This window comes from Streptomyces diacarni (assembly GCF_003323715.1).
Taxonomy (GTDB): domain Bacteria; phylum Actinomycetota; class Actinomycetes; order Streptomycetales; family Streptomycetaceae; genus Streptomyces; species Streptomyces diacarni.
In genome coordinates this window covers 1-13869 of sequence record NZ_QOIN01000048.1, presented here as the reverse complement: position 1 = coordinate 13869, position 13869 = coordinate 1, and the positions used below count along the sequence as shown (strand labels likewise).

The 13869-nt window shown below is 71.3% G+C and carries 13 protein-coding genes and 2 pseudogenes; 7 read left to right on the top strand and 8 right to left on the bottom strand.

Annotated elements, in window-relative coordinates:
* Positions 1–215: 215 nt before the first annotated feature.
* From DTL70_RS21925 to ychF, 5 genes are all read right to left on the bottom strand, one after another.
* A complete protein-coding gene (locus DTL70_RS21925) occupies positions 216–530 on the bottom strand; it encodes a hypothetical protein (RefSeq protein WP_114023712.1) in 315 nt (104 codons plus the stop codon).
* Positions 531–885: 355 nt separating this feature from the next.
* On the bottom strand, positions 886–1563 hold the full coding sequence (locus DTL70_RS21920) for a maltokinase N-terminal cap-like domain-containing protein (protein WP_114023711.1): 678 nt from the start codon (positions 1561–1563) through the stop codon (positions 886–888).
* A 138-nt stretch (positions 1564–1701) separates the two neighbouring features.
* Positions 1702–2853, bottom strand: coding sequence for an acyltransferase family protein (locus tag DTL70_RS21915; protein WP_181861031.1), 1152 nt, complete (start codon positions 2851–2853; stop codon positions 1702–1704).
* Complete coding sequence (locus DTL70_RS33650; RefSeq protein WP_181861030.1) at positions 2850–3491, bottom strand: TetR/AcrR family transcriptional regulator; 642 nt, start codon at positions 3489–3491, stop codon at positions 2850–2852. Before DTL70_RS33650 ends, DTL70_RS21915 begins: the two co-directional genes overlap by 4 nt.
* Positions 3492–4333: 842 nt before the next feature.
* On the bottom strand, positions 4334–5422 hold the full coding sequence (gene ychF, locus DTL70_RS21905) for a redox-regulated ATPase YchF (RefSeq protein WP_114023708.1): 1089 nt from the start codon (positions 5420–5422) through the stop codon (positions 4334–4336).
* 228 nt (positions 5423–5650) lie between these two features.
* Between ychF and DTL70_RS33645 the strand changes: the two genes are divergently transcribed.
* Positions 5651–6397 carry a DUF6542 domain-containing protein gene (locus tag DTL70_RS33645; protein WP_181861029.1) on the top strand — a complete coding sequence of 249 codons (747 nt, stop codon included), beginning with the start codon at positions 5651–5653 and terminating at the stop codon, positions 6395–6397.
* Between the two features lie 257 nt (positions 6398–6654).
* Here the strand turns inward: DTL70_RS33645 and DTL70_RS21890 are convergent, their stop codons facing one another.
* Positions 6655–7692, bottom strand: a complete 1038-nt coding sequence (locus tag DTL70_RS21890) for a 4-hydroxy-3-methylbut-2-enyl diphosphate reductase (RefSeq protein WP_114023705.1) — start codon at positions 7690–7692, stop codon at positions 6655–6657.
* Positions 7693–7829: 137 nt separating this feature from the next.
* On the opposite strand from DTL70_RS21890, the gene DTL70_RS21885 reads away from it, so the two are divergent.
* The 4 genes from DTL70_RS21885 (at position 7830) to DTL70_RS21870 (ending at position 11649) form a co-directional block, all read left to right on the top strand.
* On the top strand, positions 7830–9311 hold the full coding sequence (locus tag DTL70_RS21885) for an APC family permease (protein WP_114024224.1): 1482 nt from the start codon (positions 7830–7832) through the stop codon (positions 9309–9311).
* A gap of 77 nt (positions 9312–9388) precedes the next feature.
* A complete protein-coding gene (xseA, locus tag DTL70_RS21880) occupies positions 9389–10603 on the top strand; it encodes an exodeoxyribonuclease VII large subunit (protein ID WP_114023704.1) in 1215 nt (404 codons plus the stop codon).
* Between the two features lie 9 nt (positions 10604–10612).
* Positions 10613–10954 (top strand): exodeoxyribonuclease VII small subunit, encoded by a 342-nt coding sequence (locus DTL70_RS21875; protein ID WP_114023703.1) that lies wholly within the window; start codon positions 10613–10615, stop codon positions 10952–10954.
* Positions 10955–11055: 101 nt separating this feature from the next.
* Positions 11056–11649, top strand: coding sequence for a malonic semialdehyde reductase (locus DTL70_RS21870; RefSeq protein WP_114023702.1), 594 nt, complete (start codon positions 11056–11058; stop codon positions 11647–11649).
* Positions 11650–11859: 210 nt separating this feature from the next.
* Here DTL70_RS21870 and DTL70_RS21865 read toward each other — a convergent pair whose 3' ends face one another.
* A complete protein-coding gene (locus DTL70_RS21865; protein ID WP_114023701.1) occupies positions 11860–12411 on the bottom strand; it encodes a DUF4245 domain-containing protein in 552 nt (183 codons plus the stop codon).
* A 187-nt stretch (positions 12412–12598) separates the two neighbouring features.
* On the opposite strand from DTL70_RS21865, the gene glpX reads away from it, so the two are divergent.
* Together glpX and DTL70_RS35155 are read left to right on the top strand one after the other, a co-directional pair.
* Entirely contained in the window at positions 12599–13633 is a 1035-nt protein-coding gene (gene glpX / locus DTL70_RS21860) for a class II fructose-bisphosphatase (RefSeq protein WP_114023700.1), read from the top strand.
* Positions 13634–13636: 3 nt separating this feature from the next.
* Positions 13637–13735: pseudogene (locus DTL70_RS35155) on the top strand (hypothetical protein); the annotation flags it as partial.
* Here DTL70_RS35155 and DTL70_RS35150 read toward each other — a convergent pair.
* A pseudogene (locus DTL70_RS35150) lies at positions 13700–13819 on the bottom strand (pentapeptide repeat-containing protein); the annotation flags it as partial. The pseudogenes DTL70_RS35155 and DTL70_RS35150 overlap by 36 nt on opposite strands.
* Positions 13820–13869 lie beyond the last annotated feature (50 nt).

Genomic DNA, 13869 nt, shown 5'->3' with positions numbered 1-13869 from the left:
TACGACTTGGCCGGTCGTGCAGGCGCGACGTGGGGTCACGGGGCCTCCAGCGGTCACAGAGCCTCCAGTTCGGGACGTCGGGACGCGTGGGAGTGCGTCGGAGCTCGGGCTACCACGAGCGGAGCGGACAGCCTCCCACGGGCGAGCCGGGGCGGCGGCGCCGGTCCTCGGTCAGCCCGGTGCCGGTCCTCGGTCAGCCCGGTGCCGGTCCTCGGTCAGTCCTCGGTGTCCGCTGAGGGAGGCGGCGGCGGGGGCGTACGACCGGCGACCCCGATGAACTGGACGTCGAGCTCGTCGGCGATCTGCTCCAGGGTGCCGGCGAGGGCCTGCACGGTAGCCGGTTCGAGGCGCACGGTCTGACGGCCTTCCCCGGCGCGCACGGGAGCGCCGTCGCGTGTGCTGTGCGCCCAGGACCGCGCGAGGGAACGCAGGAGGGCCGTGACGTCGTGGGCGGGTACGCTCAGCCGCCCGTCCGGGGCGACGTCGACCCGCGGTGCCGCCAGCGGCATGTCGTCGTCGTCCGTGCTCATCTCCTCAGTCTCCCGCTTCCCGGCCTCCCCGGGCCCCCCGGGTCTCGCGGGTCTCGCGGGTCTCCCCGGGTCTCGCGGATTTCGCGGCTCTCGCTCACGGCGGGCTGTCGGGGCCGTTCGGGTTTCACAGCGGCCGGTGAGACCAGAGGGCGTGGACCGCATCGGGTTCCGCGTGCGCGACACGGCCGAGGGCACCGTGGCGCAGCACGCGTCACGGTGCCCTCGGCCGTCAGCGGCGTCCTGACAGGCGTCAGCAGCGTCCCTGAGGGGTGTCAGCCGGTCTCCCCGACAGGCATCAGCCGTAGCCGCGACCGGCGTGCCGATCAACCGGCCGGCGCCGGCCGCCCCGCCGGTGTCACTCCCCGCCGTCCACCGAGCCGTCCACCAACGCACACCACAGCCCTCGCTGCGGCCCGCCGTCGAGGTCCGTCCAGGAGACGCTGACGTGACCGGGCCAGTCCTCCGTCTCCGGCACGTCATCAGGCCGGGGCGCGCGCAGGAACCGCAGCCGCAGGAGGCCGTCCCCGGGCAGGGCCAGGTCGACGTCGCTCGAACGTGACCCGTGACGCACCTCCCCGATCCCCGCGTCCTCCGCCGGCGCCCCGGTCGCCGCGCGCACGCCCACCGTCCGGTCGGCGGTGTCGCTCTCGCTCCGGTCCTGCGGTTGCGCCCGCCCCGTCACCAGCGCGTACGTCTGTGCGATCGCGACGGGATCGTGTGTGGCGTCGTAGATCCAGCGTTTACCCAGGACACCATGGTCCGACGTGCCTATGAGTCCGTCGTCCGCGCCGGCCAGCGGCGCGGCCCGATACGTCATCGGCACCTGGTAGGTGACCGGTTCGCCGCCGGCCTTGTCGGTGACCGCCATGAACTCGACGCCCACCTCGCCGGCAGGGTCGTCCAGCCGGAAGCCGCCCGCCATCACGAGGGCGGCCCTCTCCGCGCCGGAGACGTACCACGGCTGGGACGGAAGCCACGTCTCGAGCAGTTCCAACTTGGTAGGACGCATGGTGGTGCGGTAGATGATCGACACAGCGGGTCCTCTCCCCTCGACTCGTGCACCACATCCTTGCAGCCGGGGGCCGACCAGAGGCGTCACCTCTCGGCGAGCAGGTCGGCTGGTAGAGCCTCGATCGACGCAAGAAGGGTCCCGCCGGGGTGTTACGGACGGTTACGGACGGGGCCCGGACGCCGCTCCAGGTCGAGGGGGACGCGTGCCGTGCCGCTCCGTGGGTTCTGTCGAGAGCGGGGGCGACGGCCGGCGAGGCGCCCGGAGGCCGAACATGACCCGCAGTCCCGGCGTCCTGCGGACGATCTCGTAGGTGGCGATGCTGAGGCAGAATGCCGGAACCATGATGGCGGTGAAGGCGACGGCACCGTGCGCGTCCACCTGGAGAACGTAGTACGCGATCACGATCACATAGGTCTGGTGCAGGATGTAGACGGGAAAGGCTGCCCGGCTGAAATAGTTCATGAAGGCCGACCTGCGGTCGAGATACCGTTTCCCGTATCCGAGGATGGCGAGCAGGGTCGCCCAGTACACGGGATAGTGCCAGGCCGTGAACAGCAGATTGTCCTGACTGCCGATCGTGAAGCGCTCGACCAGAATCCCGATCGCCCCGGGAACGGCGAGGCAGAGATAGCGGCGACGATTCCTCTCCAGCGCCTCGGTGATCGAGTCGCTGGTGGCGAGGAGGAATCCGAGCAGCACGTAGCCGGCGTACACAAAGATGTTCTCCCCGCCGATCTCCGGGAGGAACGACAGCAGCGCGAGCCCGGCCGCCGGCGCGAGGGCGAGAGCGGGTCTGTCCAGCCAGGAGGGCGTGTACCGGTTCCGGACCACCGTGAGCATGAGGGGGAGCACAGCGAGCGAGATGAGGAACAGGAACAGGATGAACCACAGGTGGGCCGGGGAGATCCCCGTGAGAACCGTCCAGTGGGAGAAGTCCGTGAAGTACGTATCCAGAAAGTCGACGTAGCTTCCGCCGTAGTCGTGGTGGAACTTCATCGCGTAGTACGCCTGCGGCGGCACGATGACGAGGCAGCCGAAGAGGAACGGTATCAACAGCCGCAGATACCGCTCCTTCACATAGCTCCCCGCGGAACGCTTCCGCAGTGCGTAAAAGCTCGACATTCCCGCCAGAAGGAAGAGCAACGGCATGAACCAGAAGGAGGAGATGTTGACCAGGGCCGAGGAGAGGGTGCTCACCGGCCCTTTCACGTAGAACTCCGGGTCGTCGTTGAAGATCCTGGCCGTATGGAACGGGAACAGGAAGAGGATGGCCAGGTTCCGCAGCCAGTCGATGTATTCCTTGCGCTTCACTTCCGTACCCCCTCGGTCAGCCAGCCGAGCACGGCACGCAGCGCCCGCTCCGCGGTGTCGGCGTCGACGCCCTCGCGATCGACGAGATGTTCCATCGCCAGGCCGTTGGTCAGGCAGTGCAGGATCGTTCCGGCGAGCTCGGGGTCCACGGGAGGGGTGATCCCGGCACGCTCGGTGACCTCCCGGACCGCCCGCCCGGCCGACGCGCGCTGAGCACGCCGCATAGGGGCGACCACCGCACCCGTCTCCTCGTCACGGATGGCACGGGCGGCGATCTCAAGACCGAGCCGGCCCCGCTCGGTGTCGTCGATGATCCGCTGCGCGACCGTACGGGCCGCCTGCTCGATGAGCGCGGCGACGTCCGCACCCGCGTCGAGACCGGCCATCACGTCGGCCAGCTCCGCTTCGGAGCGTTCGCTGAGGATCGCCCCGAACAGTTCCTGTTTGCTGCCGAAGTTGGAGTAGACGGCGCCCTTGGTGAAGCCGGCGGTACGGGCGATGTCCTCCAGCTTGCTGTCCGCGTACCCGCGCTCGGCGAACACCCGCTCCGCGGCGGCGAGCAGCCGGCGACGCACCTCGTCACGTGGGAGGCGGGGCACGGGCCCCGGCGGATGACTGTGACCTGCTGTATCTACCATGCACCCATAGTTGCATACCCACGGGTATTCAGTACCCGCAAGTATCGAACGGATTGGTGAGGCGCGCTCACTTTTCGAGGCCGCGACGGGGTGACGTAGGCCCGCAACAACGGGAACAGGGCCCGCCGACCAGCGTCGACGAGCCCTGACAGCCTGCTTCTGCGCTTCTGCCCGGCCGGCAGGTGGGGCGCTTCGATCCGCCGCGGCCCGCAGTTCCGCTGCCCTCACCTGGCCAGGTGGCTCCGACATTGACCGCCGGGCTCCCCTCGGAGGCCCTGCACAGCGAAGCCGGCGCCTGACGTCAGTACCGGGCGATGACCTGTCGCAGGCGCGCGCCCAAAAGTCCTCCAGCGCCCGGAAGCTGGCCGGTGGTAGTGGCAGCTCGCATTCACGACCTGTGGTGACGAGGCTGGACGGTTGGTCGGCAGAGTGAGCATCACACTGCTCCACCTCATGCCCGATGCACTTGCCGTGACGATGCCCTGTTGCTCTGCCCGGACGGACCTGAACGCCCTCGGCTACGTCTGGGCTGCGGGTTTCGCCAGGTACAGCGAGACCTCCGAGCCGTCGCTCAGGTAACGGTGGTGGGCGCCGGCAGTGGTATCCGCGCTGAACGCCCACACCCATCCGCGGCCCGACTCCGAAGAGCGGACGCGGGCCGCCGTCGACAAGGCGCACGCGGACCGAACCGACCCGGACGAACCACAGGCCGGACCGGCAGCGTAGCCATTCCCCCACACTGACCTACGTCAGCACGCTGCGGCCTCAGCGCGGACCGCAACGGCCGCCCCACCCACTCCGCAGCAGGCCAGACGGCCTTCTGTTGGATGTATGAGGACGTGTCAGACGTTGAACCTGAACTCCACCACGTCCCCGTCCTGCATCACGTAGTCCTTGCCTTCCATGCGGGCCTTGCCGGCGGCGCGGGCGTCGGCGGTGGAGCCGGTGGTGAGGAGGTCGTCGTAGGAGATGACCTCGGCCTTGATGAAGCCGCGCTGGAAGTCGGTGTGGATGACGCCGGCGGCCTCGGGGGCGGTGGCGCCCTTCTTGACGGTCCAGGCGCGGGCTTCCTTCGGGCCGGCCGTCAGGTAGGTCTGGAGGCCGAGGGTGCGGAAGCCGACGTGGGCGAGGGTGGCCAGGCCGGGCTCTTCCTGGCCGACGGTCTGGAGGAGTTCGAGGGCCTCTTCCTCGTCGAGTTCGGCGAGGTCGGCCTCCAGCTTGGCGTTGAGGAAGACGGCCTCGGCGGGGGCCACGAGGGCGCGCTGCTCGTCCTTGAAGGACTCGTCCGTCAGCTCGTCCTCGTCGACGTTGAAGACGTAGATGAACGGCTTGGTCGTCAGCAGGTGCAGCTCGTGCAGCGGCTCGGCGCGGTCGGTGCCCTGGGCGATGCCGGCGGAGAAGAGGGTGCGGCCCTCCTCCAGGATGTCCTTCGCCTCCTGGACGGCCTTGACCTGGGGCTGCTTGTCCTTCTTGACCCGGGCTTCCTTCTCCAGGCGGGGCAGGACCTTCTCGATGGTCTGGAGGTCGGCGAGGATCAGCTCGGTGTTGATGGTCTCGATGTCGTTCTTGGGCGAGATCTTGCCGTCGACGTGGACGACGTTCTCGTCCTTGAAGGCGCGGATGACCTGGCAGATGGCGTCGGACTCACGGATGTTCGCAAGGAACTTGTTGCCCAGGCCCTCGCCCTCGCTGGCGCCGCGCACGATGCCCGCGATGTCGACGAAGTCGACGGTGGCGGGCAGGACCTTCTGCGACTGGAAGAGCTCGGCGAGCTTGCCGAGGCGGGGGTCGGGGACGCCCACGACGCCGACGTTCGGCTCGATGGTGGCGAACGGGTAGTTGGCCGCCAGCACCTCGTTCTTGGTCAGGGCGTTGAACAGGGTCGACTTGCCGACATTCGGCAGGCCGACGATTCCGATCGTGAGCGACACGTGGCGACTACTTCCCGTGGCCCCTCGCGGGGTTCTCCATAGTGGGGTCTGTTGGCGGACAGGCGGCCCTCGAAGGCCGACCACCCAGTCTACGGAAGGCCTTGCAACGCCCTCCCCCGACCGGTGTTCCTCCTCCCGGCGGATCGCGGGCGTGCCGGTCCGGTGGCGGTGGCGGATATCGCGTGTCCATGACCGCCGGGCCGGGCACGTACGACCTACCGTGGCCCGGTGGAGCAACGCAGCGCGCACCCGACCCAGCACGACCCGTACGAGCTGTACGGGGACCCCGAGCCGTACGAGCCGCCCCGCCGGTACGGCGACGAGCCGCGTCAGGGCCACGCGCCGGCCGACGACGCCGCCGGCATGGGCGGTGGCGAGGTCGCGGCCGGAAGTGTCCGCATCCGGCGCAGGCCGCGCCTGCCCCGTCCGGCCGCCGCGCCCTCGTCCTCTCCCCCGCCTCCGCCGCCCTCGGGGCGCGGGGGGACGCAGGGGGACCGCCCTTCCGCCCACCGTCCGGCGCCCTCTGGCGAGGGTGCGCCCGCCGGGGCGCGGGGCGCCCTGCGGGGCAGGCGGCCCGCGCCCCGGCTGACGGGGCTGGGCGTCGGGGTGTTCGCCATGCTGCTGATGGCGGCCTTCGGCGCGCTCGTCGGGCTGCTGCCGAGCGGGGTACCCGTGGCGTACGGCAGCGCGTTCGTGCTCGTCTGCGTCGCCGCGGCGCTGTGGGTGCGGCCCGCCGAGCTGTTCGCGGCACCGGTCGCGATGCCGCTGGCCTACACGGTCGGGCTGTTCCTGGTGGGCGGCTCGGGGAAGGGCGTCGCCGGGCTGCTCCAGGACGTCTTCACGGGGTTGGCGCTGCACGCCGTCTGGCTGTACGCGGGCACGCTGCTCGCCGGGCTGATCGTCCTCGTACGGAAGACGAAGCTCGCCCTGGAGCGCCGCAGGAGGCGGCGCGCCAAGGCGCCCCAGGGCGCCTGAGCGGGGTACGGCCTGCGGCGGGGTCACCGCGCAGCAGCCGTGCGGCCATGACCGGCGACGCGGTGCCCGCGCAGCAGCGCCGCCGACCGCAGCACTCCGGCCACGCAGGGCGTGCGCCCGACAGCAACACGCCACTCGCACAGCAGTGCGACCGACTCCGACCCGATGGCCACTGCCCCAGCACGGCGGTGGCCGCAGTGGCAGCCACCCGACACCGCGGCAGCCCCGGCGGCACGCCAGGAGCCGCCGCGGTGCGCTCAGGCCCGCAGCTTTTCGGACGCCTCGGACCGCAGGTCGCGCCGCAGCTCCTTGGGGAGCGAGAACTGCATGTGTTCGTCGACCGGCTTGACGATCTCCACCTCGTCCCAGCCGCGCTGCGCCAGCCACTCCAGCACGCCGTCGACCAGCACCTCGGGCACGGAGGCTCCGGAGGACAGGCCGATGGTCTCCACGCCCTCCAGCCAGGTCTCGTCGAGCTCCTCCGCGTTGTCGACGAGGTGGCCGTCCTTGGCGCCGTGCGTCAGCGCCGTCTCGACCAGGCGGACGGAGTTGGAGGAGTTCCTGGAGCCGACGACCAGCACCAGGTCGGCCTCGGCCGCGACCTGCTTGATGGCGGTCTGGCGGTTCTGCGTGGCGTAGCAGATGTCGTCGCTGGGCGGCGAGAGCAGGTTGGGGTAGCGGCCCTGGAGGGCGTCGACCGTCTCCATCGTCTCGTCCACCGACAGGGTGGTCTGGGAGAGCCACACGACCTTCTCCGGGTCGCGGACCTCGACGTTCTTCACGTCGTCCGGACCGTCGACCAGCGTGATGTGGTCGGGTGCCTCACCGCTGGTGCCGATGACCTCTTCGTGCCCCTCGTGGCCGATCAGGAGGATGTCGTAGTCCTCCTTGGCGTAGCGCACGGCTTCCTTGTGCACCTTGGTCACCAGCGGGCAGGTGGCGTCGATGGTGGCCAGCTTGCCGCGCTGCGCCTCGTCGTGGACGGTCGGCGCCACGCCGTGTGCGGAGAAGATGACGATCTCGCCCTCGGGTACCTCCTCCGTCTCCTCGACGAAGATCGCGCCCTTCTTCTCCAGCGTCTGGACGACGTACTTGTTGTGCACGATCTCGTGCCGCACGTAGATCGGAGCGCCGTACTGCTCCAGCGCCTTCTCCACGGCGATCACCGCGCGGTCGACGCCGGCGCAGTAGCCGCGGGGTGCGGCGAGCAGGACGCGGCGGCGTCCCCCGGCGGCGGGTTCGGCTGTCGTGGCTTCCGGTGTGTCGGCGGCCCTGCGGTCGGACGTTCCAGTCATGGCTCCATCGTAAGGGCGGGGAGAAAAGGGCATCGGGGCGTGCGGGGATTCACTCGGGGGGCGTGCGAGGAGCGCGTCCGCAGCCGGAGGTGGCGCGCTCCGCTGCCGCGGCCGGCGTTCTGCGGCAAGCTGGCCCCATGCCTTCAGCTCGCACACGCACCGCGGGAATCCTGGGAGGCCGTCCGGACGGTGCCCTGCGGCGCAGTCTGACCCTCCGCGACCTGATCGTCTACGGGCTGCTGTTCATCGCGCCGATGGCGCCGGTGGGCATCTACGGGGCGCTGGACGCCCGCAGCCACGGAGTCGTCCCTTTGGTGTACGTGGTCGCCACGGTGGCCATGTCGTTCACCGCCTACTCGTACGCACGGATGATCCACACGGCGCCGCAGGCTGGCTCGGTGTACGCGTACGCGCGCGCCGGCCTGGGGGACGGCGCGGGCTTCGTCACCGGCTGGATGATGATGCTCGACTACCTCCTCATCCCGGCCGTCGCCTACCTCTTCTCGGGCATCGCCATGGCGCAGCTGGTCCCCGAGGTGGACCAGTGGATCTGGACGGCGATCGCGGTCGTGATCACCACCGCGCTCAACCTCTCGGGCGTACGCCGCGCGGCCCTCGTGGGGTTCCTGGTGCTCGCCATGGAGATCCTGGTGCTGCTGGTGTTCGTGGCCGCCGCGCTCGTCGTACTGGTCCAGGACGGCCCGCAGCGCGGCTGGCTCTCCCCGCTCACCGGGGACCGGGCGTTCTCGCTGACGGCCCTGCTGAGCGCGGTCTCGGTGGCGGTGCTCTCCTTCCTGGGCTTCGACGCCATCGCCAACTTCGCCGAGGAGGCGGCCGGCGGCAAGGGCCGCACCGCGCCGACGGTGGCCAGGGCGCTGGTGTGGTGCCTGCTGCTCACCGGAGTGCTCTTCGTCGCGCAGACGTACCTGGCCGCGCTGCTGTCCGAGGACTCCTCACGGCAGCTGGCCGAGGACCCGGCGAAGCAGGGTTCGGCCTTCTACGACGCCACCGAGGCGGCGGTCGGCGGCTGGCTGGAGACGACGGTGGCGGCGAGCAAGGCGCTGGGGGCTGCCTTCGCGGCGCTGGCCGGGCAGGCGGCCGCCTCCCGGCTGCTGTACGCCATGGCCAGGGACCGCCGGCTGCCGCACGTCCTGGGAAGCGTCAGCCCGCGCACCGGGGTGCCGGGGCGGGCGCTGCTGGTGAGCGCGGTGCTGACGATGTGCGCCGCCGTGTGGGCGGCGCGCGCCCCCGACGGCCTGGACCGGCTGGTCTCCATCGTCGACATCGGCGCCCTGTTCGCCTTCGGCATGCTGCACCTGTCGGTGGTGGGCTACTACGGGCTCGGACGCCGCGCCGGGAGCGCGTCCGGACCCACCGCCGAGGACCCACGGGCGCGCGGCGTGTGGGACTGGGTGGTTCCGCTGGTGGGGCTCGCCATCGTCATCGCCGTGATCGTCACCGCCAACCGGGAGGCCCACTGGGTGGGCCTGGGCTGGTTCGTCCTGGCCCTGCTCGCGCTGTGCGTCCTCCGCGCCCGTGACCGCCGTGGGGGCCGGAGGAACGGGACCGGCCGGGAGAGCCGGAGTGGGGGCGGCCCGGGAGACGGAAGCGGGGGCTGAGGGCGCGCCGGGACAAGGTGCGGCGGGCCCTGCGGGGGCGGGGCCAGGCTGTCGGTGGCAGGGCCTAGCCTTCTCGCATGGCTCTCACCACGTCCGCCGAGTCCCCGATCCCCGTCAGCGAGGTCTCCCGGCTGATCCGCGGCTGGATCGACCGGCTGGGAGCCGTGTGGGTGGAGGGCCAGATCATCCAGCTCTCGCCCAGACCGGGGGCCGGCATGGTCTTCCTGACGCTGCGCGACCCCTCCCGCGAGGTCTCGCTGAGCGTCACCTGTTTCCGTCAGGTCTACGAGCAGGTCAAGGACGTCATCAGCGAGGGCACCCGCGTCGTCGTCCACGCGAAGCCGGAGTGGTACGAGAAGGCGGGACGGCTGTCGCTGCGCGCGGCCGAGATCCGTCCGGTCGGCGTCGGCGAGCTGCTGGCCCGCCTGGAGCGGCTGCGCAAGGCGCTGGCGGCCGAGGGGCTGTTCGCGGCCGAGCGCAAGAAGGGGCTGCCGTTCCTGCCGCAGCGGATAGGGCTGATCACCGGCCGGGCCTCCGACGCCGAGCGGGACGTGCTGCACACGGCGCGGGAGCGCTGGCCCGCCGTCCGCTTCGAGGTGCGCAACACGGCGGTGCAGGGCGCCTACGCGGTCCCGCAGATCATCGAGGCGCTGCGCGAGCTGGACGCCCGGCAGGACGTGGACGTGATCATCGTGACGCGGGGCGGCGGCGGTATGGAGGATCTGCTGCCGTTCTCCGACGAGCGCCTGGTCCGCGCGGTGGCGGCGGCGCGCACGCCGGTGGTCTCGGCGATCGGGCACGAGGCGGACGCGCCGCTTCTCGACCTGGTGGCCGACCTGCGCTCGCGGACACCCACGCACGCGGCGAAGGACACGGTGCCGGACGTCGGCGAGGAGCACGAGCGGGTGCGGGCGCTGCGTGAGCGCGGCCTGCGGGTGATGAACGGCAGGCTGGAGCGGGAGGAGCGTGGCCTGGCGGACGTGATGAGCCGCCCGGCGATGGCCGATCCGCACGCGCTGGTGGAGTCCCGCGAGGACGAGGTGGCGGCGCTGCTCGACCGCTCCCGCCGCTGTCTGGATCACCGGCTGGCCCGCGCCCAGGACGAGCTGGCGCACACCCGCGCCCGTGTCGTGGCCCTCTCCCCCGCGGCGACGCTCAATCGCGGGTACGCGGTGCTCCGGCGCGCGGACGGGGCCGTCGTGCGGGACGCCGCCGAGGTGGCCGAGGGCGAGCCGCTGCGGGCCCGGGTCGCCGAGGGGGACTTCGGCGTCGCTGTCACAGGGCGCGCATAGGCTGGCTGTATGACGACGGAAGCGGAAGGTGCCGCGGCTGCCGCGGCGGCCGGGGACGGAGCGTCCGGGGACGACGCGTCGGCCTCCCAGGCCGAGCTGGCCACGGCGGACGCGCTCAGCTACGAGCAGGCGCGGGCGGAGCTGGTCGAGGTCGTGCAGCGTCTGGAGTCGGGCGGCTCGACGCTGGAGGAGTCGCTGGCGCTGTGGGAGCGCGGCGAGGAGCTCGCGGGCATCTGCCGCGCCTGGCTGGACGGCGCGCGGGCCCGGCTGGACGCGGTGCTGGAGGAAGAAGAGGGGGAAGGGGCCGAAGAGGTGGAGGGGGACGACGCGGGCTCATCGGGGCCGGGTTGACCGCGGGGGGCCGTGGCCAGCATTTATTCAAGCTTGAACAAGTGCTCGTTACACTCAACCGTGCACCCCTACCCCGCACGAAAAGGCAAGGCACCGCCCCCATGGCTCTCGCGCTCGACCCCGCAGCCCAGGATCTCCTCTTCCGTGAGGCCCGCACGGCCAACGCCTTCACGGACGAGCCGATCACCGAGGAGCAGACCCAGGCGATCTACGACCTGGTCAAGTACGGCCCCACCGCGTTCAACCAGTCGCCCCTGCGGGTGACGCTGCTGCGCTCGTCCGAGAGCCGCGAGCGCCTGCTCGCCCACATGGCCGAGGGCAACGTGCCCAAGACCCGCAAGGCGCCGCTGACCGCGGTCCTCTCCTACGACCTCGACTTCCACGAGCGGCTGCCGGAGCTGTTCCCGCACGCCCCGCACATCAAGGACGCGGTCTTCGCCGAGGAGACCTCGCGCGAGACCGCCGGCGCCCTCAACGCGACCCTCCAGGCCGGCTACTTCATCGTCGGCGTGCGCGCCGCGGGTCTGGCCGCGGGTCCGATGACCGGCTTCGACCCCGAGGGCGTCAACAAGGAGTTCTTCGGCGACGGGCGCCAACGCGTGCTCATGGTCGTCAACATCGGCAAGCCGGGCCCCGACGCCTTCCGACCGCGCTCGCCCCGCCTCGCCTACGACGACGTGGTCACCGTCCTGTGAAGCGCTGAGCCACCGGGTCGGCGAGCCGCTGGGTCGCCGACCCGCTGAGCAACCGCGCCGACCCGCTGAGCAACCGCGCCGACCCGCTGAGCAGCCGCGTCGACGGACCGCCCCCGCACGTATCCCCTCGCGCGGGGGCTTTCGCACGCCCCGCGGGAAACGGTCGGACGGGGAGCCGGTCGGACAGGAAGGGGGCGGGGGCGAGTGTGATCAGCCCTCCAGCGACTTGGCCTCCAGCGCCCCGGCGAGCCGGCCCAGCTGCTGGAAGTTGGCCGTACCGGTGACGACGGTCACCGACTTGCCGTCCTGGGCCGTGCGCACCAGCGCGTCGTACTCGGTGCCGGAGTAGCGCGTCCACTCCTCGCCCGCGACGCGCTGCTTCTTCGCGGTCTTGCGCGCGCCCTGGGTCACCTCGTCGACGAACCGCCCGAGCTTCTCGCCGTCGCTCTGTTCGACGGCGGCGTACTCCTCGTTCGGCGTCATGAAGCCCAGATGCCAGGCGGCCCCCGTCGGGGCGTCGGCGGAGTAGCGCACGGAGGTCGCGCGCCAGTCCTTCGGCAGCCCCTGCGGCGCGGCGACGGGATAGGGCGCCGCACGCCGTGCGGACGCCAACTCCACCCGGTAGCTGACCGTCTTGGCCGGGTTCTTGGCCTCGTCGTGGGGAATGAACAGATAGATCACCCACGCGGCGAGGATGATCACCGCCAGCGAGATCACCATGTCGCGGGCCGTCTGCGTGCCGCGCTTCTTGTCTGCTGCCACGCCCCCATCGTCCCTTATGCCGGTCGGCGGCCCGCGACAGGGGCGGACCCGGCCCCCACGCTCATCCGTGGGCGCTCCTGCTCACTTAGATGACGACCGGTAAAATCCTGTTCACCCTCGCCGAATCGGCACAGCTCACGTCGCCGCAGTGGCCGTACAGAGTCGCCGTACAGAAAGGTGTGTTCCGATGACCGAACACCACCACCTGCCCTCACAGCTCGAAGTCAGCCCGGAGGCACCGGACCGCAACCTCGCGCTGGAGCTCGTACGGGTCACCGAGGCGGGGGCCATGGCCTCGGGCCGCTGGGTGGGCAAGGGCGACAAGAACGGCGCCGACGGCGCCGCCGTCAAGGCCATGCGCACCCTCGTCTCGACGGTCTCCATGAACGGCATCGTGGTGATCGGCGAAGGCGAGAAGGACGAGGCGCCGATGCTCTACAACGGGGAGCGCGTCGGCGACGGAACGGGCGCCGAGTGCGACGTGGCCGTCGACCCCGTCGACGGTACGACCCTCACCGCCAAGGGCATGGGCAACGCCGTCTCGGTGCTGGCGGTGGCCGAGCGCGGCGCGATGTTCGACCCCAGCGCGGTCTTCTACATGGACAAGCTGGTGACCGGGCCCGAGGCCGCCGAGTTCGTGGACATCACCGCGCCGCCCGCCGTCAACATCCGGCGGATCGCCAAGGCCAAGGGCTGCGGCGTCGAGGACGTCACCGTCGTCGTGCTCGACCGCCCCCGGCACGAGAACCTGGTCCAGGAGATCCGCGAGGCCGGCGCGCGGATCAAGTTCATCGCCGACGGCGACGTCGCCGGCGCCGTGATGACCGTGCGCGAGGAGACCGGCGTCGACCTGCTGCTCGGCGTGGGCGGCACCCCCGAGGGCATCATCGCCGCCTGCGCGATCAAGTGCCTCGGCGGGACGATACAGGGCAAGCTGTGGCCCAAGGACGACGACGAGAGGCAGCGCGCCCTCGACGCCGGACACGACCTCGACAAGGTGCTGCTGACCGAGGACCTGGTTCAGGGGGAGAACGTCTTCTTCGTCGCCACCGGCATCACCGACGGCGACCTGCTGCGCGGCGTCCACTACCGGGCAGAGCGCGCCTACACCCAGTCCCTGGTGATGCGGTCCAAGTCGGGCACCATCCGCCAGATCGAATCCGTGCACCGGCTCTCGAAGCTGCGCGCCTACAGCGCCATCGACTTCGACCGCGCCCGCTGAGCGCTGCGCCGCCCCTCGCAGCGCTGCCCCTCGCAGCGCTGCCCCTCGCAGCGCTGCCCCTCGCAGCGCTGCCCCTCGCAGCGCTGCCCCTCGCAGCGCTGCCCCTCGCAGCGCTGCCCCTCGCAGCGCTGCCCCTCGCAGCGCTGCCCCTCGCAGCGCTGCCCCTCGCAGCGCTGCCCCTCGCAGCGCTGCCCCTGGCAGCGCTGCGCCTCGCAGCGCTGCGCCTCGCAGCGCTG

Excerpts from the sequence above, each read along its gene's own strand:
- DTL70_RS21870 (WP_114023702.1), top strand. The coding sequence starts at position 11,056 with ATGGCTCTCGCGCTCGACCCCGCAGCCCAGGATCTCCTCTTCCGTGAG.
- glpX (WP_114023700.1), top strand. The coding sequence starts at position 12,599 with ATGACCGAACACCACCACCTGCCCTCACAGCTCGAAGTCAGCCCGGAG.
- xseA (WP_114023704.1), top strand. The coding sequence starts at position 9,389 with ATGGCTCTCACCACGTCCGCCGAGTCCCCGATCCCCGTCAGCGAGGTC.
- DTL70_RS21885 (WP_114024224.1), top strand. The coding sequence starts at position 7,830 with ATGCCTTCAGCTCGCACACGCACCGCGGGAATCCTGGGAGGCCGTCCG.
- DTL70_RS21890 (WP_114023705.1), bottom strand. The coding sequence starts at position 7,692 with ATGACTGGAACGTCCGACCGCAGGGCCGCCGACACACCGGAAGCCACG.
- DTL70_RS21875 (WP_114023703.1), top strand. The coding sequence starts at position 10,613 with ATGACGACGGAAGCGGAAGGTGCCGCGGCTGCCGCGGCGGCCGGGGAC.
- DTL70_RS21925 (WP_114023712.1), bottom strand. The coding sequence starts at position 530 with ATGAGCACGGACGACGACGACATGCCGCTGGCGGCACCGCGGGTCGAC.
- DTL70_RS33650 (WP_181861030.1), bottom strand. The coding sequence starts at position 3,491 with ATGGTAGATACAGCAGGTCACAGTCATCCGCCGGGGCCCGTGCCCCGC.